This is a genomic window from Leifsonia sp. fls2-241-R2A-40a (genome assembly GCF_030209575.1).
In the GTDB taxonomy this organism is placed as follows: Bacteria; Actinomycetota; Actinomycetes; order Actinomycetales; family Microbacteriaceae; genus Leifsonia.
In genome coordinates, this window is sequence record NZ_JARVRS010000001.1 from 1506895 (window position 1) to 1529356 (window position 22462).

The 22462-nt window shown below is 71.5% G+C and carries 24 protein-coding genes; 19 read left to right on the forward strand and 5 right to left on the reverse strand.

Annotation, left to right across the window (positions count from 1 at the left end; translation table 11 throughout):
• The first annotated feature begins 30 nt into the window (after positions 1-30).
• Both QRN40_RS07625 and QRN40_RS07630 read left to right on the forward strand, forming a co-directional pair.
• The gene (locus tag QRN40_RS07625; RefSeq protein ID WP_285114964.1) at positions 31-402 is read left to right on the forward strand and encodes a VOC family protein; all 372 of its coding nucleotides are present in this window, start codon (positions 31-33) and stop codon (positions 400-402) included.
• Entirely contained in the window at positions 399-1253 is an 855-nt protein-coding gene (locus tag QRN40_RS07630; protein ID WP_285114965.1) for an SDR family oxidoreductase, read from the forward strand. The genes QRN40_RS07625 and QRN40_RS07630 overlap by 4 nt, the downstream gene beginning before the upstream one ends.
• 78 nt (positions 1254-1331) lie before the next feature.
• Here the strand turns inward: QRN40_RS07630 and QRN40_RS07635 are convergent, their stop codons facing one another.
• The 3 genes from QRN40_RS07635 to QRN40_RS07645 are packed head-to-tail and all read right to left on the reverse strand — an operon-like array spanning position 1332 to position 5520.
• Positions 1332-3020 carry a phospholipase C gene (locus QRN40_RS07635; RefSeq protein ID WP_285114966.1) on the reverse strand — a complete coding sequence of 563 codons (1689 nt, stop codon included), beginning with the start codon at positions 3018-3020 and terminating at the stop codon, positions 1332-1334.
• 59 nt (positions 3021-3079) lie between these two features.
• Positions 3080-4321: an iron uptake transporter deferrochelatase/peroxidase subunit gene (gene efeB, locus QRN40_RS07640; protein ID WP_285114968.1), complete on the reverse strand. Its 1242-nt coding sequence runs from the start codon at positions 4319-4321 to the stop codon at positions 3080-3082.
• Positions 4318-5520 carry an EfeM/EfeO family lipoprotein gene (locus QRN40_RS07645; protein ID WP_285114969.1) on the reverse strand — a complete coding sequence of 401 codons (1203 nt, stop codon included), beginning with the start codon at positions 5518-5520 and terminating at the stop codon, positions 4318-4320. Before QRN40_RS07645 ends, efeB begins: the two co-directional genes overlap by 4 nt.
• A gap of 234 nt (positions 5521-5754) precedes the next feature.
• Between QRN40_RS07645 and QRN40_RS07650 the strand changes: the two genes are divergently transcribed.
• Positions 5755-5988, forward strand: a complete 234-nt coding sequence (locus tag QRN40_RS07650; protein ID WP_285114970.1) for a hypothetical protein — start codon at positions 5755-5757, stop codon at positions 5986-5988.
• Here QRN40_RS07650 and QRN40_RS07655 read toward each other — a convergent pair.
• The gene (locus QRN40_RS07655; protein WP_285114971.1) at positions 5985-6632 is read right to left on the reverse strand and encodes a response regulator; all 648 of its coding nucleotides are present in this window, start codon (positions 6630-6632) and stop codon (positions 5985-5987) included. The genes QRN40_RS07650 and QRN40_RS07655 overlap by 4 nt on opposite strands.
• 217 nt (positions 6633-6849) lie before the next feature.
• Here QRN40_RS07655 and QRN40_RS07660 point away from each other — a divergent pair, with 217 nt between their 5' ends.
• The 16 genes from QRN40_RS07660 (at position 6850) to QRN40_RS07735 (ending at position 21270) form a co-directional block, all read left to right on the forward strand.
• Positions 6850-9831, forward strand: a complete 2982-nt coding sequence (locus QRN40_RS07660; RefSeq protein ID WP_285114972.1) for a hybrid sensor histidine kinase/response regulator — start codon at positions 6850-6852, stop codon at positions 9829-9831.
• A 158-nt stretch (positions 9832-9989) separates the two neighbouring features.
• The gene (locus QRN40_RS07665) at positions 9990-10295 is read left to right on the forward strand and encodes a hypothetical protein (RefSeq protein WP_285114974.1); all 306 of its coding nucleotides are present in this window, start codon (positions 9990-9992) and stop codon (positions 10293-10295) included.
• A 64-nt stretch (positions 10296-10359) separates the two neighbouring features.
• Positions 10360-10809 carry a hypothetical protein gene (locus QRN40_RS07670; RefSeq protein ID WP_285114975.1) on the forward strand — a complete coding sequence of 150 codons (450 nt, stop codon included), beginning with the start codon at positions 10360-10362 and terminating at the stop codon, positions 10807-10809.
• Positions 10806-12038 (forward strand): NRAMP family divalent metal transporter, encoded by a 1233-nt coding sequence (locus tag QRN40_RS07675; RefSeq protein WP_285114976.1) that lies wholly within the window; start codon positions 10806-10808, stop codon positions 12036-12038. The genes QRN40_RS07670 and QRN40_RS07675 overlap by 4 nt, the downstream gene beginning before the upstream one ends.
• The gene (locus QRN40_RS07680; RefSeq protein ID WP_285114977.1) at positions 12035-12439 is read left to right on the forward strand and encodes a hypothetical protein; all 405 of its coding nucleotides are present in this window, start codon (positions 12035-12037) and stop codon (positions 12437-12439) included. The genes QRN40_RS07675 and QRN40_RS07680 overlap by 4 nt, the downstream gene beginning before the upstream one ends.
• Entirely contained in the window at positions 12426-12770 is a 345-nt protein-coding gene (locus tag QRN40_RS07685; protein WP_285114978.1) for a PRC-barrel domain-containing protein, read from the forward strand. The genes QRN40_RS07680 and QRN40_RS07685 overlap by 14 nt, the downstream gene beginning before the upstream one ends.
• Positions 12767-13747 carry a glycosyltransferase family 2 protein gene (locus tag QRN40_RS07690; RefSeq protein ID WP_285114979.1) on the forward strand — a complete coding sequence of 327 codons (981 nt, stop codon included), beginning with the start codon at positions 12767-12769 and terminating at the stop codon, positions 13745-13747. Before QRN40_RS07685 ends, QRN40_RS07690 begins: the two co-directional genes overlap by 4 nt.
• A 55-nt stretch (positions 13748-13802) precedes the next feature.
• Positions 13803-14840 carry an iron-containing redox enzyme family protein gene (locus QRN40_RS07695; RefSeq protein ID WP_285114980.1) on the forward strand — a complete coding sequence of 346 codons (1038 nt, stop codon included), beginning with the start codon at positions 13803-13805 and terminating at the stop codon, positions 14838-14840.
• Positions 14837-15043 (forward strand): CDGSH iron-sulfur domain-containing protein, encoded by a 207-nt coding sequence (locus QRN40_RS07700; protein ID WP_285114981.1) that lies wholly within the window; start codon positions 14837-14839, stop codon positions 15041-15043. The genes QRN40_RS07695 and QRN40_RS07700 overlap by 4 nt, the downstream gene beginning before the upstream one ends.
• Positions 15044-15315: 272 nt before the next feature.
• The gene (locus QRN40_RS07705; protein WP_285114982.1) at positions 15316-15822 is read left to right on the forward strand and encodes a DUF6328 family protein; all 507 of its coding nucleotides are present in this window, start codon (positions 15316-15318) and stop codon (positions 15820-15822) included.
• Between the two features lie 109 nt (positions 15823-15931).
• Positions 15932-18304, forward strand: coding sequence for a molybdopterin oxidoreductase family protein (locus QRN40_RS07710; protein WP_285114983.1), 2373 nt, complete (start codon positions 15932-15934; stop codon positions 18302-18304).
• On the forward strand, positions 18301-18762 hold the full coding sequence (locus tag QRN40_RS07715) for a hypothetical protein (RefSeq protein WP_285114984.1): 462 nt from the start codon (positions 18301-18303) through the stop codon (positions 18760-18762). The genes QRN40_RS07710 and QRN40_RS07715 overlap by 4 nt, the downstream gene beginning before the upstream one ends.
• Before the next feature lie 7 nt (positions 18763-18769).
• Positions 18770-19306, forward strand: a complete 537-nt coding sequence (locus QRN40_RS07720; protein ID WP_285114985.1) for an HPP family protein — start codon at positions 18770-18772, stop codon at positions 19304-19306.
• Complete coding sequence (gene mobA / locus QRN40_RS07725; RefSeq protein ID WP_285114986.1) at positions 19303-19899, forward strand: molybdenum cofactor guanylyltransferase; 597 nt, start codon at positions 19303-19305, stop codon at positions 19897-19899. Before QRN40_RS07720 ends, mobA begins: the two co-directional genes overlap by 4 nt.
• Positions 19886-20122, forward strand: coding sequence for a DUF6457 domain-containing protein (locus QRN40_RS07730; protein ID WP_285114987.1), 237 nt, complete (start codon positions 19886-19888; stop codon positions 20120-20122). The genes mobA and QRN40_RS07730 overlap by 14 nt, the downstream gene beginning before the upstream one ends.
• Positions 20119-21270, forward strand: coding sequence for a molybdopterin molybdotransferase MoeA (locus QRN40_RS07735; protein WP_285114988.1), 1152 nt, complete (start codon positions 20119-20121; stop codon positions 21268-21270). Before QRN40_RS07730 ends, QRN40_RS07735 begins: the two co-directional genes overlap by 4 nt.
• A 64-nt stretch (positions 21271-21334) precedes the next feature.
• Here the strand turns inward: QRN40_RS07735 and QRN40_RS07740 are convergent, their stop codons facing one another.
• The gene (locus tag QRN40_RS07740; protein ID WP_285114989.1) at positions 21335-22231 is read right to left on the reverse strand and encodes a glucose 1-dehydrogenase; all 897 of its coding nucleotides are present in this window, start codon (positions 22229-22231) and stop codon (positions 21335-21337) included.
• Positions 22232-22462: the final 231 nt, after the last annotated feature.

Consider the following 22462-nt stretch of genomic DNA (forward strand, 5'->3'; position numbering starts at 1 on the left):
CGTGTCGGTGGCGTGGGGTTGGATTCTGCCATGCGCATCAGCCGCCAGATCGTCGTATTCGACACCCCGGACCTGGAGCGCGAGGCCGCCTTCTGGGCGGCGCTGATGGGTGGTGAGGTCCGCGGCGACGACGAGGGCTGGCGCTCGGTCTACGTCGACGGCCAGCAGAGGCTCGGCTTCCAGCTGGCGCCAGGCCACGAACGTCCCAGGTGGCCGGACGGCCCGCAGCAGCAGCTGCATCTCGACCTCTACATCGACGACATCCGCGAAGCCCACGAGCATGCCATGTCGGCCGGAGCAACGCTGCTGCGGGCGGCGGACGACCTGGATGCGCACGACGGCTTCCAGGTCTACGCAGACCCCTCGGGCCACCCCTTCTGTCTCTGCTGGGAGCTGACATGACTGACATTCCCCCCACCCTCGCCCTGACCGGCGTCACCGGCGCCGTCGGGCGCATGACCGCCGACGCGCTCGCCGACCGGGGGCTGCCGTTCCGGATGCTGGCGCGCTCGCCCGAACGGGCGCCGCGGTACCCGGGCTCGACGGTGGTCGCCGCGTCGTATGGCGACCGGGAGGCGGTATTCGCCGCGCTGGACGGGGTGGAGACGCTGCTGATGGTGTCGGCGGCCGAGAATGTCGAGCGGCTCGGTCAGCACCTCGCGTTCGTGGACGCAGCGGCCGAGGCGGACGTACGGCACATCGTGTACACGTCGTTCTTCGGGGCGGCTCCGGACGCCACGTTCACGCTCGCGCGCGACCACTACGCGACCGAGCAGAGCATCCGGGCGTCCGGGATGCAGTTCACCTTCCTTCGCGACAACCTGTACCTCGACTTCGCCGAGAACCTGGTCGGCGACGACGGCGTCATCCGTGGGCCTGCGGCGGACGGGCGGGCGGCGATGGTCGGCCGAGCCGACGTCGCACGCGTGGCGGCCGAGGTGCTGCAGCATCCCGGAAACCACCTCGAGGCGACCTACGACCTGACCGGTCCCGAGGAGCTCACGCTGGCCGAGGTGGCGGAGAAGCTGAGCGCGCACACCGGGCGGCCGGTCTCGTTCCACGACGAGACCCTCCCCGAGGCGTATGCGTCCAGAGCCCGGTGGCACGCGCCCGACTGGCAGCTGGATGCGTGGGTCTCGACCTACACCGCCATCGCGGCGGGTGAACTCGCCGGCGTGACGAATGACGTGGAGCGCGTCACCGGTCGCCGCCCGCTCTCGCTCGACGAGCTCCTGCGCGACGCCCTCCGCTGACGCGACGCCCTCCGCTGACGCGACGAGAGGCGGCCCGCACAGCGGACCGCCCCTCGCCTGCACCTGTCAGGCAGCGGGTTACGGCTGAGCCGCCCAGCCGCCGCGCGGCGGGTTGGGCCAGTGCGGCTTGGTGGAGACGACCGAGCTGACGGCACCGGTCGCGGGGTCGAGCAGCACCTCGCGGTGCTGCGGGTGCCACCAGTCGAACATTCCGCCGAGCGAACCGGCGCGGGCATCGAACGACGCGTCGCCGATCCGGCCGGTCAGCCAGTTGTTCTCGATGAAGCGGAGCACGCTGGTCTGCTCGACCGGGGTGTGGTCGACGCGGTTCTGTGCGGCCCAGGGCGAGATGACCAGCATCGGGAGGCGCTGGCTCGGACCGCAGCGGTCGGCGTAGCCGCCCGCGACCTGCTTCACGCTCGTGCACACGGTCGAGTCGACCGCGGGATCGTTCGAGCCGTTCGCGATCTTCGGGGCGACGTGGTCGTACCAGCCGTCCGAGTCGTCGTAGGCGACGACGACCGCGGTGCTCGACCAGCTGTCCGACTTCTGGATGGCGTTGATCTTGTTCACGAGGAACTTCTGCTCATCCAGCGGGTCGGAGTAGCCGGCGTGCCCGTCCTGCGCCTCGGGGGCCTTCAGGAACGACACGGCGGGCAGGTTGTTCGCCTTCAGGGCGGCGTCGAACGAGGTCAGGTCGTACTGGTGGTTCGCCTGGTCCGTGCGTCCGATCGCCTTCACCGACGTCGGCGGGAGGTGGTGCGGGTTCGACGTGGACTTGTAGTACTGGAACGGCGAGTGGTGCGGTGAGTAGTCCTTCGGGGTCGCGCCCGCGATGTTGGCGGTGACGGCGTCGCACTTGGCGTACGAACCGGTCTGGCCGTTCCAGGCGGTGGTCGGCGTGAAGCCGCCCTGGAACCATCCCCAGCTCACGCCGCGGGCGTTGAGCAGGTCGCCGACGTTGCGGCCCGACATGCCGACGACGGCGGACGACGACGTGTGGTCGTTGTCGGAGCAGTCGTCATAGGCCGGGTCCGGATCGCCGATCACGGTGCCGACGCCCTTCGCGTCCGCCGACTGGACCGCCGTGGAGGTCGTGAGCACGGCGCCGGTCTTCGGGTCGTAGGCGGTTCCACCGTGGGTCTGTCCGGAGATGAGGTTCAGCGCCCCCGGGGTGGACGGGCCGAACACGGTGTCCCAGCTGTTGTCGCTCATGGCGTAGTTCTGGGCGTAGTTCCACAGACCCGTGACCGTGTTGCCGTCGTAGTAGTCCATGACCAGGCCCGGGGCGGCGTACGCACCCGTACACGTGTCGGTCTCGGTCTTCTGGACGAACTGGTCCATCTTGCCGCCGTCGACCGCGGCCTGCTCCGCGGCGTAGCTGTGGTTCTGGTCGCAGGTGACCGCCTGCTCGTGGGTGAGCCGCTTCGGCGCGTACAGGTTGGGGTTGTTCGTGAGCGTGCCCGAGGTCGCCAGGGTGTTGGCGCCGGGGGTGTGCGCGGCCGCCGTGAAGGTCGTCCCGTCGGTGTTCGCCGCGTTCGGGTAGGTGCCGAAGTAGTGGTCGAACGAGATGTTCTCGTCGAAGATCACGACGAGGTGCTTGATCGGTGTCAGGGTCTGGTTGGAGTGGTCGGCGTGCGAGTTGCCGGCCGAGGCGACCGCGGGCGCACCCGCGAGGATTCCGGCGCCCGCGAAGGCGGCGGCGCTGGCGAGCGCGACCCCCGCGAGGGCGATCGGGGAGCGGCGCAGACGTGAGGGTCTGAACACGATTCCTTCTTCCTGTTTTCACTGTGCCCGGCACGGTCGTGACGGGTGGCCTCCGCTGGTCAGGCGAGCATGCTGCGCCCGAGCCAGTCGGAGGAGTCCCGCGCCCCGGGGAGCGCGAAGTAGTAGCCGCCGCCGAACGGCTGGATGTAGTCGGTGAGCGGTTCCCCGGCGAGGCGCTTCTGGACGGCGACGAACTGCCGGTCCAGGTCCTGGTTGAAGGCGACGAAGATCAGCCCCATGTCGAGGTTGCCGTTGGCGTCGAGACCGCCGTCGTAGTTGTACGCGCGGCGCAGCATCCGCTGGGCGTCGGTGTCGGCCGTGCGTGGGTTGGCCAGCCGGATGTGGGCGTCCAGCTGGATGACGTCGCCCGTCGGGTCGTTCTCGAAGTGCGGGTCGTCGAACTCGGCCGACGCGGTGAGCGGGGCGCCGCTGTCCCGGCGGCGGCCGATCATGTTCTCCTGCTCGTGGAGGTTCACGCGGTCCCAGAACTCGACCAGCATGCGGATGACCCGGACCACGTGGTAGCTGCCGCCGGCGACCCAGGCGGGCTCCGCGCCCCCGCTCTTCGCCCACACCAGCCGTGCCATCTCGGCGGCCTCGCCGGTGTGCGGATTGCTCGTGCCGTCCTTGAAGCCCATCAGGTTGCGCGGTGTCCCGCTCGGGCGCGGCGGCGAGACGAAGCCGTCCTGCCGCCAGCGCACCTGCATGGCGCCTCGGGTCGCTCGCGCGATCTCGCGGACGGCGTGGGTCACGGCGTCGCGGTCGGCCGCGCAGACCTGCAGCAGCAGGTCGCCGTCGCACACGTCGCGGCGCAACGCGTCGTCGGGGAACTCGTCCATCGTCCGCAGCCGCGCGGGCTTCGCCCCGGCGAGACCGAACCGCTCGTCGAAGAGGGAGGCGCCGGCCGAGAGGGTGACGGTGGTGGAGTCGGCGACGACCGTCGGCCCGAGCACGCCGGAGTCGCGCGGCGGGCCGCTCAGGCCCGGATCCGGCGGCGTGCCCCCGGAGGTGAGGAAGCGGGACCGCTCGGTGATCGTCTTGAGCAGGTCGGCGAGTTCGGCCCGGGATGCGGCGGTCACGTCGAGCGCGACGAACGCGGCTTCGCGCTGCGGCGGGGTGAGGATGCCGTGCTGGTGAGCCCCGTCGGACGGCCCGGCGACGGTGCGGCCGTGCGGAGCGGCAGCGGCCGTCGCCGCGGTGGCGGAAGTGGCCGTGGTCGCACCGGCAGCGGCGATGGTCGCCGCGCCCGCGGCGCCCGCCGCCGTCGCCTGCAGGAAGTCGCGGCGTCCGATACCGGTCATGAGTCCCTCCTCGGGTCGCAGATCGCGGCTACCGGTGCGAGGAGCTCCGCGGCGCGGCTGAGGGCCGCATCCACTCGCTCCCGTGCCGTGCGGTCGAGCGCAGCCAGCGGGATCCAGGTGCCGTCGGCAGCGCGGTGCGTCTCGACCAGAGCCCGCGCGTCCGCGAGTGACCGCCGGGCGTCGGCGAGGCGGTCGTACCGCCCGGTGAGCACCGGGATCAGCGGTGACAGGGCTTCCTGCGCGCCCGTCAGCTGGGCGTCGATGGTCGCGAGCGCGCTGCCGGAGCCCGCGTCCGTTGCGCCGGTGAGGCTGTCCTGGATGGCGTCCTCGACGATCTCGTGTGCTCGAAGGGCCACCTCGCCCGGGTCGAGCTGGGCGTCGGCGAAGCTCGCCTGCAGCCGGTCGATCAGAGCGCCCAGAGCGCGCGCCGAGGCCGCGACGGTTCCGGCGGAAGCACCATGCCAGAGCTGCGATTCGACCAGATGGAAGCCGGTCAGCCCGTGTCGGGGCAGCCCGTCCAGCTCGTCCCCGAGGTCGCCGAACGCCCCGTAGGCGGCGCCGAGCGTCTCGTAGGTGGTGTGGGCGTTCAGCCAGTCGCGCTGGGCGCTCGGTAAGTCGCCCTCCTCGGCGTCGGCCGCCACGGCGGCGACCTGGGCGCGGAGCGCGGGCAGCCGTGACGCCACCCACGTCGTGTAGGTCTTGGCGACCGGGATGAGGTCGTTCCGGGTGACCGGGACGATGCCGGGGGTGAGCCGGGAGCCCGGGGGCGGCGTCCCCACCGCGACGGTGGGCCCATGCACCGGGTCCATGTCGGCGGGCAGGCAGACGAAACGATATCGCCCCGCGCCGAGGGTGACGCGGGCGACGGCGTGCGCGCCAGCTCCCAGGCTCTCCAGGTCGAGGTAGACCCGCTTGCTGTCGACGGCCTGGACGTAGACCTCGATGCCGCCGACGGTGGTGTTCGTCACGGTGAACGTCTGGTCGCCGCCGTGGACGTGGGTCTCGTCGGCAGTCGCGCCCGCGGCAGCGCCGTCGCTCCATCCGCGCCCGCAGTCGTCGAGCCCCGCCGTCACCTCGAACGCCGACGGGGCGGTGGACGCCACGGCGGCGGGACGCAGCACGATGGTCAGCACCGCTACAACGACCACCAGTGCGCCGAGCGCCGCGAAGAGGGCGGCGAGCCGGGCGCGGGTCGACATCGGTGGATGCTCCAAGGACGGGGGCGGACACCGGTGACGGGACCGGCGTCAGCGATCCTAGAAGTGGCGCGGGAGCCGCATGCCGCGCTTCATCCGGAGTTCACATCATGGTCATCCGGACGCCCTCGAACGGGGGACGAAGCGGCTCTCGCTGCGTTCGGGACGCGAATAGGGGTCTCTAGGGAACTGGCCTATCGGGCGCATGATGGTCCGGGGGATGGGAAAGGGGGCGCCATGCGCGAGGCCAGCTGCCCGCAGTGCCGCAGTGCTGCGCGCCTGGTGGCGAACCCGTACTACGGCGCCGGTCTCGCCGTCCACCGCGACCTCCTGGTCTGTCAGGACTGCGGCTACTCGGGCTACGCGGAGAACGACCGCGACGCCGGTCCGGACAGCGGCTCGGTCGCCGCCCTGGACGAGACGCCGCTGCATCGGCTCCTGCGGCGCCTCCGCCGCGGCGGAACCGGCTAGCGGATCCGCACCCGCCCCTGCTGCCACATCCGCGCGGCGGTCACCCGCGGATTCGCCTGCTCGTCCGCATCCACCCCCAGCGCCGTGTACAGCCGGGCGAGCATGGTCTCGACCGCGCGCACGCTCGTCCCGCGCTCCGCGGCGATCCGCCGGGTGGAGGCGCCGGACGCCACCAGCCGGAGGACCTCCGCCTGGGCCCGGGTGACCGTGCGCACGTCGTCGCCCGGTTCGGCCATGTGATGCTCACCGCCGATGATCGCCGCGTCGACTGCGCCGACGAGCACATCCACGTCCTTCACCTGCGACTTGACGAGGTAGACGACCGACGGGGGCAGCGCGTCGTCGCCGACGGCCAGCTCGGGCGAGAGGTGCGAGGTGAGCACGACGAGTCCCACCCACGGGAGTTCGTGGTGGACCCGCCACAGCAGTTCGGCACCGGAGTCGCCCCCGCCGAAGTCGAGGTCGGTCACGATGGCGTTCGGCTCGATCTCGACGATGGCGTCCCACGCCTCGGCGGCGCTCGTGGCCTGCGCGGCCTCGATCCCGGTCGAGCGCAGGGCGGAGGCGACCATCGATGCCGTGAAGACATCGTCGTCGGCCACCACGGCCCGCAGGGTCCGGGTCCGCGCGGAAGTATCGGTCATCGTTCTGGCACCTGCCCTTATGTCACCGTCCCAGAGCTGGACGCCATGAGCCCCAGTATCCTTCGAGGACTCACGACGCTCCGGCGGCCGGGCGGCTCGCGTTGTTCGGTCAGCGAATACGCGGGGGGTGGCGCGTGGAGCGAGAGACTGTCCTGATGGCCGTCTTCAGCGCTCATGGCGGCCAGTGTAGGCCGTTTATCCGCCTACAATCCCTCCCATGCCCCACCCCATCGGTCCGCGCGCGTCGCTGACGTCGCCGTCCGAGGCGCTGCGCCTCAACGGACTGGATGCTCTCTTCCACGGTCACCCCGACGGCGTCTGCGTCGTCGACGTCTCCGGGACGTTCGTCGAGTCCAATGGCGCGCTCGCCGCCCTCACCGGTTACCCGTCCGAGCAACTGGTCGGGATGCGGTTCGCGCAGCTGCTGCACCCGGACTCCCTCGACTACACGATGGCGCGGTTCCGTGAAGCGCTGACGGGCGAGAACCGCCGGTACGTGACCCGCATCGTGACGCCGGAGGGGCGCATCCGCTCGCTGGACGTGACGATCCTCCCGTTGCGCGGCACCGACGGCGAGGTGGCCGCCGTCCTGGCGATCGCGCGCGACATCGGCGACGTGGAGCGTTCCGCCGCCGCCGCGGCCGGGAACGAGGCCCTCGTGCGGATGGCGGCGCGCATCGCCGGCTTCGCCGGCTGGGTCGTCGACGTGGTCACGGGCGAGATCATGTGGAGCGAGGGACTGTTCCACCTGCTCGGACTGCAGCCCGGGCGCGTGCCGGTCGACGCGGAGGCGCTCGCCCTCTTCCAACCGCAGGACCGCCGGGCCGTCCGGACCGCCTTCCAGCGGACCGTGGTGCACGGCGTCCCTCTGGATCTCCGCGCCACGATCGTGCACCCCTCCGGGCGCCTCATGCACGCGCACCTCGTCGGCGAGCCGGAGCGCAACGAGATCGGTGAGGTCGTGCGCATCCACGGTGCGTTCCATGACGTGACGGCGCTCGTGCAGCACCGCGAGGAGCAGCGCGCCATGGCACGGCTGCTGCGCAGCTCGCTCGACCAGGTGCACGACGCCATCGCGTTCGTCGACCGCTCCTGGCAGTTCACCTTCGCCAACTCGTGGGCCCTGCAGTTGGTCGGGCTCGACGAGTCGGAGCTGCGCGAGAAGACGATCTGGGAGCTGTTCCCGACCGCGCTCGGCAGCCCGTTCGAGCAGATCTACCGCGACGCGATGGAGAACGGCGAGGCGGGCAGCGCCCGCGCCTACTCGCCCGAGTGGAACTCCTGGTTCGAGGTGGATGCGCATCCCACCGAGGAGGGCATCGCCGTCATCGTGCGCGACGTCACCGAGGATCAGGAGGCCCGGCGCAAGCTCGAGCAGTACACGCGCAGGGTCGCCTCCCAGGCCGCCCTGCTCGATGCCGCCCGCGACGCCATCCTGGTGCGTGACCTGGGCGGCATGGTCCGCTACTGGAACCGCGGCGCCGAGACCATCTACGGCATCTCGGCGGCGGAGGCCGTCGGGCGGTCGGTGCGCGACCTGCTCTACGAGGACCCGGCGGAGTTCGACGCGGCGAGCGAAGCGCTGATGCGCGACGGCTTCTGGGTGGGCGAGCTGCGCCAGCGGCGCGCCGACGGCTCGGAGATCATCGCCGACTGCCGGTGGCAGCTGTCGCGCGGCGAGGACGGGCAGGTCACCGTCTTCGCCGTCAACTCCGACATCACCGAGCATCGCCGGCAGGAGGAGCAGCGCATCCGGGCGCAGCGCCTGGAGAGCCTGGGGACGCTCGCGGGCGGGATCGCCCACGACCTCAACAACGTGCTCACGCCCATCCTCATGTCGGTCCAGCTGCTGCGTCAGGACGAGCAGGATGAGCGGCGCCGCGACATGCTCGACGCCCTGGATGCTGCGGCGCAGCGGGGAGCGGCGATGATCCGTCAGGTGCTCTCGTTCGCCCGGGGCACGGAGGGCCGGCGTGAGCTCGTCGACCTGCCGACGCTCCTCGCGGAGCTGGCGAGCTTCTGCCGGGAGACCCTGCCGAAATCGATCGAGCTCGTCGTGGATGCGCCCGAGCAGCTGCCTGCGGTGGCGGGCGACGGCACGGAGCTGTTCCAGGTGCTCGTCAACCTGATCACCAACGCCCGGGACGCGATGCCCGACGGCGGGGTGGTGACCGTGCGCGCCGTCGCGCGCGGCGACGTCGTACGGCTCGACGTCCGGGATTCGGGTGTCGGGATGGATGCGGCGACGGCGGCCCGCATCCTGGAGCCGTTCTTCACGACCAAGGAGACGGGGACCGGGCTGGGCCTGCCCACCTCCGCCGCGATCGTGAAGGCGCACGGCGGCGAGCTGCAGGTCGAGACCGCGCTGGGCGCCGGCACGTCGATCGGCTTCGAGCTGCCGGTCGCCAGCGCGGGAGTCGAGGCGCCGTCGCGCGGAGGGGCGCCCGTGCCGCGCCCGGGTCGCGGTCGCCGCGTGCTCGTCGTGGATGACGAATCGGCGATCTGCGAACTGGTCCGGCAGACGCTCGACCACAACGGGTTCGTCACCGAGATCGCGCACGGCCGCGAAGCGCTCGACCTGATCTCGCAGGGGCCGCGCTTCGACGCGGTGGTGACGGACATCATGATGCCCGGCGTGCCGGGCGACGTGATCGCGCGGCGCGTGGCCGCCGAGCAGCCGCAGGCGGCGGTGGTGCTGATGAGCGGGCTGCTGCCGGGCCCCGGGGCTCGCGCCGCGGTCGAGCGCGACGGGGCGCACTTCCTCGCCAAGCCGTTCACGCCGGCCACGCTGCTGGCGACGCTGGATGCGGCCCTGCGCAGGCGGGCGGAGACCGACCCGGGCAGCGGCGCAGGCAGCGACACGGAGGAGGTCCTCCATTCGGTGCTGGAGCCCGTGCTCCGTGAGGCGGCGGCCGCCCTCGCGGCGGGTGAGCCCTCGGAGGAGGAGCGCGTGCGGCTGCACGATCTCCTGGCCGGCGCGGCTGAGGCGGCTCAGCGGACCCTCGGCGACCGCGCGCGGAACCCGCGCATCCACCGGATCGTCGGTGCTGCCGCCTCGGCGGCAATGGCCCTGTCGTTCGGTCTGGGCACGGTCCCGACGGACGACGTACGGCAGCGGCTCGAGGAGGGGCTGGATCTCATGGCGGCGAGATCCTGGCCACCCGAAGACCAGGATCCCGCCGCTGAGGTGCCGCGCTGACGCTGCCGGGACCGGGGGGAACGGGGCAGCGCCGAACGCGCGACGAATCGATCCTCCGGGGCACGCTCATCCCTGTGCAACGGTTCAGAGCAGGTCGTGTGCGTTTCCCGAACAAAAAAGTACCTGACGAGAGCGCTCTCCTGTGCGAGGCTTCAGACATGAAGGAATCTCACGGTGCCGAATTGACGGAGCCGGCGTCGGTTCACGGGCCGGGTCGCGCCCCGGCCGGGATGCCCCTCACGATCCGCCTCGGGGAGCGCGAGTTCGCTGCCCTGGTGCGGATCGCCCGCTCGCGGGACACCACTGCCGCCGCCCTCGTGGAGCAGCTCGTGCTGCACGCTCTGAGCAAGGCGGACGTTCCTCCTCCGGCGGATTCGCACCCCGCCCGGCGGCACACGACGTACGAGGAGGCCACGGCGGGATTCCGCCAGGACGCCCCCGTGAGGACGGCTCCCGACATGTGAGCCGTCGAGGAGGCACCACGCCCAGCACTGTCACCGTTCTCACAGCGGGCGTACAGTCCTGGGCGTGATCCATCGACAGCTGGCGGGCGCCGCACTGGTGCTGCTCGTCGCCGGCGGCCTTTCGGCCTGCTCGGCGGACGACTCGGCACGGAGCAGTCTCTCGCAGTCGGCCGGGACCGCAGCGTCCGCCGCGCGCGCTGCGGGACTCGTGCTCGGACTGCAGGAGGCCGACCACATCCTTCCGACCGTGATGGATACGGGGCTCTCGGATGCGGCCGACCGCCTGAGCCAGGAGGCCATGTCCGTCTCGACCATGACGGCGCAGGGCGGAATCGGAGTGAGCCGCGATCGCGTGCTGACGGACATCCGCGCAGCGCAGGACGCGGTGGCGTCGGCTCAGCGTGCATCGGCCGCCGGGCACGACTCGGGCAAGGCCCTCGATCCGCAGCGCCGCCGGCTCGATCGGCTCGCACAGCAGCTCGACGCGGCATCGAAGCGGCTGGAACGCGGATGAAGGGGCTCTTCGCCGTCGCACTGGGCGTGCTCACCGCCATCGGCGGCTTCGTCGACATCGGTGATCTCGTCACCAACAGTGTCGTCGGTTCCCGTTTCGGGATGACGCTGACGTGGGTCGTCATCGTCGGTGTCATCGGCATCTGCATCTTCGCCCAGATGTCCGGGAGGGTCGCCGCAGTGAGCGGGCGGGCGACTTTCGAGATCATCCGGGAGCGCCTGGGCGCACGGATGGCGCTCGCGAACCTCTCCGCGTCGTTCCTCATCAACCTGCTCACCTTGGCGGCCGAGGTCGGAGGAATCGCGCTCTCCCTGCAGCTGGCCTCCAGCATCTCGCCGACGCTGTGGTTCCCGGTCGCCGCGATCGCCGTCTGGATCGTCATCTGGCGCGTGAAGTTCTCGATCCTCGAGAACGTCACCGGGCTGCTCGGGCTCGCCCTCGTCGTGTTCGCCGTCGCGCTGTTCCTCCTCCATCCCGACTGGACGTCGCTCGGCTCCCAGGTACTGCTCACACCGTCGCCCCACACGGACGAGTCGCCGGCGACCTACTGGTACTACGCGGTCGCACTGTTCGGCGCCGCGATGACCCCCTACGAGGTGTTCTTCTTCTCCTCCGGGGCCATCGAGGAGAAGTGGAAGACCAAGGATCTCTCCCAGTCGCGCCTCAACGTTCTCGTCGGGTTCCCGCTCGGCGGTCTGCTCTCGCTGTCCATCGCCGCGTGCGCCGCCGTCGTGCTGCTGCCCAAGGGGATCGCGGTGGAGTCGCTCTTCGAGACGGCGCTGCCGGTGGCGCAGGCGCTGGGCAAGATCGGGCTGATCGTCGTCATCCTCGGATTCGTCGCCGCGACCTTCGGCGCAGCCCTCGAGGTGACCCTCTCGAGCGGGTACACGCTCGCGCAGTTCTTCGGCTGGCCGTGGGGCAAGTTCCGGCGTCCCGCGTCGGCGTCGCGCTTCCACGCGGTGATGATCCTGTCGCTGGTGGTCGCGCTGGGCATCCTGTTCACCGGGGTCGATCCGGTGCAGGTGACGGAGTTCTCGGTGGTCTTCTCGGCGATCGCCCTGCCGCTGACGTATCTGCCCATCCTGATCGTCGCCAACGACCCGCAGTACATGGGCGACAAGGTCAACGGCCGGGTGACCAACTTCTTCGGGCTGATCTACCTCGGCATCATCCTGGTGGCGTCGATCGCCGCCATCCCTCTTATGATCGTGACAGGAGCGGGCGCATGAACGAACGCCGTCGACTGCCCGCGCCGCCCCGGGTCGCCGGGCGCGTCTTCGACGCCGGACTCGACCTGCTGGACCGGCAGATGCTCGACCCGGACGGCGTGCCGGTCAGCACCGTCGACGATGTCGAAGTGACGAACCCGGCCGATGCGGCGCACCTCGACCCGCAGGAGCCGCCTCGGGTGTCGGCGCTACTCACGGGGCCGGTCCTGCTCACGCGCGTCTTCGGCGGCCGGCTTCCGGACTCGCGCTTCATCCGCATCCCCTGGAAGGTCGTCGCCGACCTGGGCATCGTCATCACAGTGGCGGTCGCCGCCGATTCGCTCGACGCCAGCTGGACGGAGCGGTGGCTCCGCGACCACGTGATCGCCCGCATCCCCGGAGGTCGCCATGATCCTGAGTGACCTGCTCGGCAACGCCGTGCTGACCGCGGACGGCGAGCGTCTGGGTGTGGTGGTGGATGCGCGATTCGCGCTCGACGGGCCACCCGACGGCCTGCTCGCCGCCGCCCGCCTCTACGGACTGGTGGTCAGCCCGCACTCGCACAGCTCGTTCGCCGGGTACGAGCGCACCGGCGTCGATGCTCCCGCGCTGGTGGCGCGGTTCCTGGGCTGGCGGGCGCGCGGCTCCGTCCTGGTGCTGTGGTCGGATCTCGCGTCGATCGCCGACGGCACCGTGCGGCTGCGGCCCGGCGCGACCCTCTACTCGCCGCGGTTCCAGGAGGCGGGCGAGTGACCGTCGACGCCGAGTACGTCCTGCCGTTGCGCTGGGCCGACGACGCCGGGCTCGACGAGCTGGTCGGTTACCTGACCGGGTTGCGGGACCTGATCGACGTGACCGTGGTGGACGGTTCGGCGCCCGAGCGCTTCGCTGCCCACGCGCACGCCTTCCCCGCGGGCGTCCGCCACCTCCCGGTCGAGCCGTGGCCCGGGCACAACGGCAAGGTGGCGGGCGTCATGACCGGGCTGCGCACCGCGCGGCACGACCGCGTGGTGATCGCCGACGATGACGTCCGCTATGACGAGGGGGCGCTGCGCGCGGTGGTCGGGATGCTCGACTCGGCCGAGCTCGTCCGCCCCCAGAACGTGTTCGTCCCCGCTCCGTGGCATGCCCGCTGGGACACCGGCCGCATCCTCCTCAACCGGGCCCTCGGACATGACTACCCCGGCACGCTGGCGGTCCGTCGCCGCACGGTGATCGACGCAGGAGGCTACGACGGGGATGTGCTGTTCGAGAACCTCGAACTGATCCGCACCGTCCTGGCCGCGGGCGGCCGTGTCGTCGCCGCCGACAGGATCGGCGTGGCCCGGCGGCCGCCGGAGGTGCGCCATTTCCTCCGGCAGCGGGTGCGTCAGGCGTACGACGACTTCGCGCAGCCGGGCCGCCTGCTGGCCGAGCTCGCCGTGCTGCCGCTGGTGCTCTTCTCCCTGCGTCGTCCCGCACGCCTGCTCGCCGCGGCCGGCGCTGTCGTGGCGCTCGCCGAGCTGGGCCGGCGTCGCGCGGGCGGCCGCAGGCTCTTCCCGGCGACCGCGGCCCCGTGGGCGCCGGCGTGGCTGGCGGAGCGCGCCGTGTGCGTGTGGCTCGCGCTCGGTGCGCGCCTGCGCGGAGGCGTCCGCTACTCGGACGGCCGCCTGCGGCGCGCCGCAACGCCCCTTGGCGAACTCCGCCGTGAAGCAGCGATTCGGCACGGATCCTCGGGTCGAACGCACTGAAGGTGCGCGGTGGCAACCACTTGACCGGGTTCTGCCGCGCAGGTTCGCTCGGAACATGACACCACGCATCACCTCGCGGGGGCCGGTGAGCGAGGCGCTCCGTGCAGCGCTGCAGAACGACCCCTTCTCCGCTTCGGATGAATTGGCCCGCTTCTCCGCCGAAACCGCCCGTGCGCTCGAAGCCGAGCCCGACCTCCTCACTGACGAGGACCTCCAACTCACCCTGTTCCTGCTCTACGGGCTGCATTACGGCGACACCGTCGACGCCGACGACGAGTGGGAGTGGAACCCCGACCTGCTGCGCACCCGGCGCACCATCGAGCGCGCGTTCGAGCGGCAACTGCGCGACCGCATCCCGCTCGGCGACCTGCCCGAGCCGACCGCCGACGCCGTCGCGGCCTACCTGTTCGACCTCACCTCCGAGGACGCCGGCCCGAGCCTCTCCCGCTTCCTCGCCAAGAAGGCGACCGAGGAGCAGGCGAAGGAGTTCGTCATCCACCGCTCCATCTACACGCGTAAAGAGGCGGACCCGCACTCGTGGGCCATCCCGCGCCTCACCGGGCGGCCGAAGGCGGCTCTGGTCGAGGTGCAGTCGGACGAGTACGGCGCCGGGCGGCCGGAGCGCATCCACGCGGAGATCTTCGGGCAGACCATGCGCAACCTCGGCCTCGACGACGCGTACGGCGCGTACATCGACCAGGTGCCCGCGATCACGCTCGCCTCGTTCACGATGATGTCCATGTTCGGCCTCAACCGCAGCCTGCGCGGCGCGATCACCGGCCACCTGGCCGCGTTCGAGATGACCTCGTCCATCCCGAACCGGTTCTACGGCAACGGGTTCCGGCGGCTCGGCCACGGCGAGGACGTCACCTGGTACTACGACGAGCACGTCGAGGCGGATGCGGTGCACGAGCAGATCGCGGGCCGCGACCTCGCGGGAGGCCTGGCCGAGCAGCATCCCGAGCTGCTGCCCGACATCGTCTTCGGCGCGGCCGCCTGCCTCTACGTGGACGGCCTTGCGGGCCTGCACATGCTGGAGAGCTTCGAAGCGGGCCGCAGCTCGCTGCGTGAGCCGGCGGGAGTCCCGGCATGAGCGCGCACGAGGAGCAGCCGGTCATCGTCGCCTGCCCGGACGGCCCGCTGCTGGTGCGCGGGCACATCGAGCTCACCGCCCCCGATGGCACCCCGATCGAGCAGCACCGCCGCACGGTCGCGCTGTGCCGGTGCGGCGTGTCCGCGATCAAGCCGTTCTGCGACGGCAGCCACAAGGCCATCCACTTCCGCACGGACATCTGACCGCGCACCCACCACCGATCGAGAGAAGGAGCGGACATGTCCGACCCCCAGCACACCGAAGGCGACCGCCACGACGAGAACACCGAGGCGGAGCAGCAGATCATCGACAAGCCCTCGCAGGCGGAAGGCGACGAGGGCGACAGCGACAACGGCTGAGGGGGCGGCGTGACGACGGACCCCCTCACCAGCGGTGCGATCGCCTCCGCACTCGGCGCAAAGGCCGTCCGTGTGGAAGAGTTGCACCTCGACGGAGAGCCGGAGGAGGCACGCAGGTGAGCGACGGTCTGGACGCCGACCCGACGGACGGCCGCAACGAGACCGCCGAGCAGCGCGCCGACCGCAACTGGAACGAGCTGCTGCAGGAGTTCCGCGTCTTCCAGACGGGGACCCAGATCCTCGCGGCGTTCCTGCTGACGCTGCCGTTCCAGCAGCGCTTCACCCAGCTTCCGCCGTTCGACGTGGGCGTCTACCTGGTGCTCGTCTTCCTCTCGGTGATCGCCACCCTGTTCGCTCTAGCGCCGGTCGCGCTGCACCGGATGCTGTTCCGCCAGCGCGCGAAGCCAGAGCTCGTGGGGCTCGCCAGCAAGATCCTGATCGTGTGCCTGGCCGCCGCGTCCCTTCTGTTCACCGGGATCGTGCTCTTCATCGTCGACTTCGTGCTCGCCCCGCCGGCCGGCTTCACCGCCGCGGCCTGCGTGTTCGTGCTGCTGCTCATCATCTGGGTGGTGCTGCCCCTGTTCATCCGGCACCAGCGCCGCCGCCGCGGCCCCGTCGGCTGATCCCGGCATGTTCGCAGAACCACACATCCCGCGCCGCCCGCGTCTGCGAGAGCGCAAAGGAACCGTCGCGGGGATTGAATCACCCATGCGCTGAGCCGACAGTGGCGGCATGGACCAGCCAACGACGGTGTCGGCCAACGACCGTTCCCGCATCCAGGACATCTGGGGAGCACGCACCCCCTTCGCCCAGGGTGCCTTCTGGCCGGAGCGCCCCGATCTCATGCTGCAGGAAGGCCTCACCGAGGCCGACGTCGACTCGTGGGTGCGCAGCGCCTGCGTCCTGTGCAGCAACGGCTGCGGCTGCGACATCGCCGTCAAGGACGGCCGCATGGTCGGCATCCGCGGCCGCACGGACGACCCCATCAACCGCGGCCGGCTCGGGCCGAAGGGCCTTTATGCCAGCTGGGAGGGGATGCGCGGTCGCGACCGGCTGACGCATCCACTCGTCCGCCGCGACGGCGAACTGGTGCAGGCGACGTGGGACGAGGCGATGGACGCCATCGTCCGGCGCAGTCGCGCGCTCCTTGACGAGATCGGTCCGTTGAGCCACGGTTTCTACACCTCCGGACAGCTGTTCCTGGAGGAGTACTACGCGCTCGGCGTGATCGGCAAAGCCGGGATCGGGACGCCGCACATGGACGGCAATACCCGTCTCTGCACGGCGACCGCCGCGACCGCGATGAAGGAGACGTTCGGCGCCGACGGACAGCCCGGATGCTACGAGGACATCGACGAGTGCGACGCGATGTTCCTCTGGGGTCACAACCTCGCGGCCACCCAGACGGTCGCCTGGTCGCGCGTGCTCGACCGTCTCGCCGGGCCGAACCCGCCGCGTCTCGTGGTCGTCGACCCCCGGCGTACGGCGACAGCCGAGAAGGCGGAGGTGCACCTGGCGATCCGCCCGGGCACGAACCTCGCATTGCTGCTCTGCCTCGAGCGCGAACTCATCGAGAACGACTGGATCGACGAGGACTACGTCGCCGCGCACACGCTGGGACTCGACGAGCTGAAGGCGCAGGCCGGGCAGTGGACGCCCGAACGCGCCGCCGAGGTGTGCGGCGTGGCCGCGGAGGACATCCGCCGGGCTGCCCGCATCTTCGCGGAGTCGCCGCGCGTGCTCTCCACCGTGCTGCAGGGCTTCTACCAGGCGCCCCAGGCGACCGCATCCGCATGCCAGGTCAACAACCTGCACCTGCTGCGCGGGATGCTCGGCAGGCCCGGCGCAGGCATCCTGCAGATGAACGGCCAGCCGACGGCGCAGAACAACCGCGAGTGCGGCGCCGACGGCGACCTCCCCGGTTTCCGCAACTGGGAGAACGAGGAGCACGTCAGGCAGCTGGCCGAGCTGTGGGGCGTCGACCCGCTGGTCATCCCGCACTGGGCTCCCCCGACCCACGCGATGCAGTTGTTCCGGTACGTCGAGCAGGGTTCGATCCCGTTCCTCTGGGTGTCGGCGACCAACCCGGCGGTGTCGCTCCCCCAGCTGCCGCGCATCCGCGAGATCCTCGCCAAGCCGGACCTCTTCCTCGTCGTGCAGGACCTCTACCTCACCGAGACCGCCGAACTCGCCGACGTCGTGCTCCCCGCGGCTGGGTGGGGCGAGAAGACCGGGACCTTCACGAACGCGACCCGCACCGTCCACCTCTCCGAGAAGGCGGTCGAAGCGCCGGGGGAGGCGCGGGCCGACCTCGACATCTTCCTCGACTACGCGAAGCGGATGGACTTCCGCCGGAACGACGGCACCCCGCTCATCGCGTGGCGCGGCCCCGAGGACGTCTACGCGGCATGGCAGGAGTGCTCGCGCGGTCGGCCCTGCGACTACACCGGGATCTCGTACGACGACCTGCGGCGGGAGTCGGGCATCCATTGGCCGAGGCGGGAAGGGGAGACGGAGAGCGTCCTGCGCCTGTACGCCGACGCAGACTTCCCGTCCCACCCCGACTACTGCGAGAGCTACGGCCACGACCTGCTCACCGGGGCCGCGGTGGGCAAGGAGGCGTTCACCGCGCTGCGCCCGGACGGTCGCGCGCTGCTCAAGTCCGCCCCCTACAACGGACCGCATGAGCTGCCCGACCTGGACTACCCGCTGCAGTTCACCACCGGGCGCAGCGTGTACCACTTCCACACCCGCACCAAGACCGGCCGCAGCCCCGAACTCGAGGAGGCCGCTCCGAACGTCTGGGTGGAGCTGGCGGCTCAGGATGCCGAGCAGCGCGGAATCGGCGAGGGTGACCTCGTCGAGGTGGTGTCGCGACGCGGACGGCTTGTCGCCCCCGCGCGCATCGGCCGACCCCGCAGCGGCACGGTGTTCGCGCCGTTCCATTACGGATACTGGGATGCGCCGCCCGGCGCGGTGGATCGCCGCCCGACCGCGGCGAACGAGCTGACCGCCACCGAGTGGGACCCGGTCTCGAAGCAGCCGGTGTTCAAGTCGGCCGCCGTCGAGGTCCGCAAGCTGGAGCCGGCTGGGGGTGACTCGTGAAGTTCCCCGTGTACCTCGCGCTCCTGGCCGAGTCGGAGTCGACGCTGGCCCGCTCGTTCCGGCAGGTGGCCGACGCCCACGGCGACGAGCCGGACGTGCGCCTCCTCTGCCTCACCCTCGCGAAGCAGTGCGAGAGTCACCGCGAGAAGCTCGATCCCGTCATCGAGCGGTACGGGTCGACGACCGTGGACGACGAGCCGGAACGCCTGCACGCCGACGCCATCGAGGAGCCTCGCTCGGGGCCGCTCGGCCTGCTCCGCGACCTGCAAGACCTCTACCTGCTCGCCAGCCTCACCGACGTCACCTGGACGATGGTGAAGCAGGCCGCGCAGGCGCTGCAGGATGCGGACCTCCTCGACATCATCCAGGACTGCGAGCACGAGACCTCCGTGCAGCTGAGCTGGCTGATGACCCGGATGAAGCAGGCCGCACCCCAAGCCCTGATCGCGGCGCGGTGATGGCGCCATGAAGCCGTCACTGCTGTCGCGCGTGACCACCCGGGCCGGCGAGGCGGGTGCCGGCGTCTACACGGCGGTGCTGTCGCTCATCCTGCTCGCCGCCTCCGGCGCCATCGGCCTGCTCCTCAGTTCGCCCTGGCTGTTCCCGAGCCTCGGGCCGACGGTGATGCTGATCTTCGGCGCACCGTCGGAGCCGTCCTCGCGACCGGTCAACGCGGTCGTGGGCCACGCGGTCGCCATCGTTGCCGGGGTCGCCTGTCTCTTCCTGTTCGGGATGAACGGGAAGCCGTCCGCACCGTCGGCCGGGCTCACGCTCGGCTACGTGCTCGCGGGCGCGCTGTCCGTCGCGCTCACGGCGTTCGTGCTGCATCTGCTGAAGCTGTCGCATCCACCCGCCGGGGCGACGACGCTGATCGTCAGCCTGGGCGTGATCGCCACGCCGTCCGGGATCCTGTCGATGGCCGCCGCCCTCGCCTTCACGATCATCGTGGGGTGGGGGATCAACTGGGCTCTGGGCGAGCGGCCCCCGGAGGCCGTCCGATGACGTTCATCGCAGCGGTGATCGTGGTGGCGGGCGGCCGATCCACCCGGTTCGGCGCCGACAAGCTCCGTCACCGCATCGACGGTCGCACGCTGCTCCAACGGACGGTGGATGCGGCCGCTGCCGTCGGCGACGTGGTCCTGGTGTCGGCTGCCGACGAGATTCCGGCCGGAGTGTCCGTCGCAGTGTCGGAGAGTCCGCGCTGGGGCGGCCCGTGTGCGGCGATCGCGGCGGGAGTGGATGCGGCAGGTGTGGTGGATGCTGCGGCCGATGCGCTGATCCTGCCCGCGGACCTGGCCGACCCGTGGTCGACCGTCGCCGCACTGACCGGGATCGACCAGGGCGTCCTGACCGACGCCGACGGGCATCCCCAGTGGCTCTCTGCGCGGGCTCCGCTCGCGGCATTGACCGCGCGCGTGGCCGAGCTGCGGCGCGGCCGGGCCACGCTGGCCGGGCTGTCGGCGCGCGACCTGCTCGGCGGCATCCGCGGGCGTCACCGCGTCTCCGGATTCGTCTGCGCCGATATCGACACCCCCGACGACCTGCCCGCTTTTCCCGCCGTGCCTGAGAAGGAGCCCGTCCATGGAACCGTCTGAGCTCGACGCCTGGGCCGAGGAGGCCGCCGCCGTGGTCGGCACGCGCCTCGAGCCCGGCGACGTCGCTGCCGTGCTCGACCTGGCGCGGGACGCCGCGCACGGCATCGCCCGGCCGGCCGCGCCGCTCACCACGTTCATCGCCGGCATCGCGGTCGGCCGCGGCCAGCCGCTCGCCGAAGCGGTCGCCGCACTCGCCGCCGCGATCGACAAGCGCTCCGCATGACCTCGTGGCGGGAGGCGCGCGGTCTCGCCGAGCAGGTGGGCCGGGGGTCGCCGACGCGCGTGCTGACCGTCCCGGTGGCGCGCGCGGCCGCCCTGGCCGTTGCCGCGGAGGTCCGGTCCGCCCGCTCGCTGCCGCCCTTCGACAACTCCGCGATGGACGGCTGGGCCGTCGCCGGCGATGGACCCTGGCGGGTGGGCGAGCCGGTGCTGGCGGGCAGCATCCCGCCGGTCCTTCCGCTCGTGCCAGGGGAGGCCCGCCCGGTCGCGACCGGAGCGCCCGTGCCGCCCGGCACGCTCACGGTGCTGAGGAGCGAGGATGCCGCGCCCGGCCTCGGCGGCGACGGCGGCCTGGTCGATGTAGTGACCCCGCCCTGCCCCGGCCGCGACATCCGCCGTTCCGGAGAGGAGGCCGAGCCCGGCGACGTGCTCCTCACGGCCGGCGCCGTGCTCTCGCCGCCGGCACTCGGGCTCCTTGCCGCGGCGGGCGTCGAAAAGGTCGACATCGCGTCTCCGCCCCTCGTGACGTTCGTTGCAATCGGCGACGAACTGGCGGGAGTCGCACCCGGTCCGGGCCAGCTCACCGACAGCCTGAGCCCGATGATGCCGTCCCTCTTCGCAGCGCTCGGCGGGCGCTGCGCCACGACCGCGCGCGCTCTCGACCGCCCCGCGGACGTGGCCGCCGCGATCCGGCGAGCACGCACGGCTACCGTGATCACCTCGGGCGGAACCGCGCACGGCCCGGCCGACCCGCTGCGCGACGCGCTCGACCGGCTCGGAGCGCGCATCCTGCTCGATGGGATGGACCTGCGACCGGGCGGCTCGCTCCTGCTCGCGGAACTCGGCGACGGGCGTCACGTACTGTCGCTGCCGGGCAATCCGCTCGCCGCGGTGGTGGCGCTGATCGTGGTCGGCTGGCCGTTGCTGCAGGGCCGCCTCGGGCGGTCCGCGCCCGCGCCGACCGCGTGCGCTCTGCCGCCGCGTCTAGACGTCGACGACCGCCAGCGCGCGGTGGCATGCATTCTGGAGGACGGGATGCTCGCTCCGGTCGCGCATCAACGGTCCGGGATGCTGCGCGGCGTCTCGATCGCGACGCATCTCGTGCTCACCGGCGGCGGGCGTGCCGAGCAGCTGCGGCTGCCCTGGTCCTGAACGCGCCGGACGGGCGCGCCCGGTTCGGGCGCGCCCGGTCCGGGCGCGCCCGTCCCGGTAGGTGCTACGGGGTGGGCATCCCGCCGGTCACGGCCAGCGTCTCGCCCATGACGTAGCTCGACTCGGGCGACGCGAGGAAGACGTACGCCGGCGCCAGCTCGGCCGGCTGGCCGGGACGGCCGATCGGCGTCTCCTGGCCGAACTCGGGGATCGCGTCGGGCAGCTGGCCCTTGCTGACCTGCAGCGGCGTCCAGATCGGCCCGGGAGCCACCGCGTTGACGCGGATGCCCTTGGGCGCGAGCTGCTGCGCAAGGGCCTTCGTGAACGCGTTGATCGCGGCCTTGGTCGTCGCGTACTCGACCAGCTGCTCGCCCGGCTGGTACGCCTGGATCGATGTCGTGTTGATGATCGTGGCTCCGGCGGGCAGGTGCGGCAGGGCCGCGCGGGTCAGCCAGAACATCGCATAGATGTTCGTCTTCATCGTGTGGTCGAACTGATCGTCCGGGACGTCCGTCAGGCTCTCGGTGGCGACCTGCTTGCCGGCGTTGTTGACGAGGATGTCGATCCCGCCCAGCTCGTCGAGCGCACGGCGGACGATCTCGTCGCTGAACTCGCGGTCCTTCAGGTCGCCGGGGATCGTCACGGCGGTGCGTCCCGCGTCACGGACGAGGCCGGCGATGCGCTGCGCATCCTCCTCCTCGTCGGGCAGGTAGACGAGCGCTACGTCGGCGCCCTCGCGGGCGAAGGCGATCGCCGTGGCGGCGCCGATGCCCGAGTCGCCGCCGGTCACGATCGCCTTGCGGCCGGTGAGACGACCATTGCCGACGTAGCTGTCCTCGCCGAGGTCGGCGCGCGGGTCGAGGTCGCTCTCCAGTCCGGGCTCGGGAACCTGCTTCGCCTCGGGGGAGAAGCTCGGGTAGCGGTCAACAGGGTTGTCGAAGGTGTACTGGTTTTCAGGCATGCCTCCACGCAATCACCCTTCCCGCGTGCGTCCAGGGGGCTGCATCCCTCCGCTCCCCGGGGTACGACCCCGCCCTCCGGCCTGCCCCTCCCGCCCCCTCCCCGCCGAGTGGTGACATCTGGTCACCACTCGACGCGGATAGGCGCAACTACTCACCACTCGACGCGGCTGGGAGAGGTGGAGCCGCGCGACTCGCTTGCGTGACCGCGCCGCGTGTGTCAGCATTGAGAC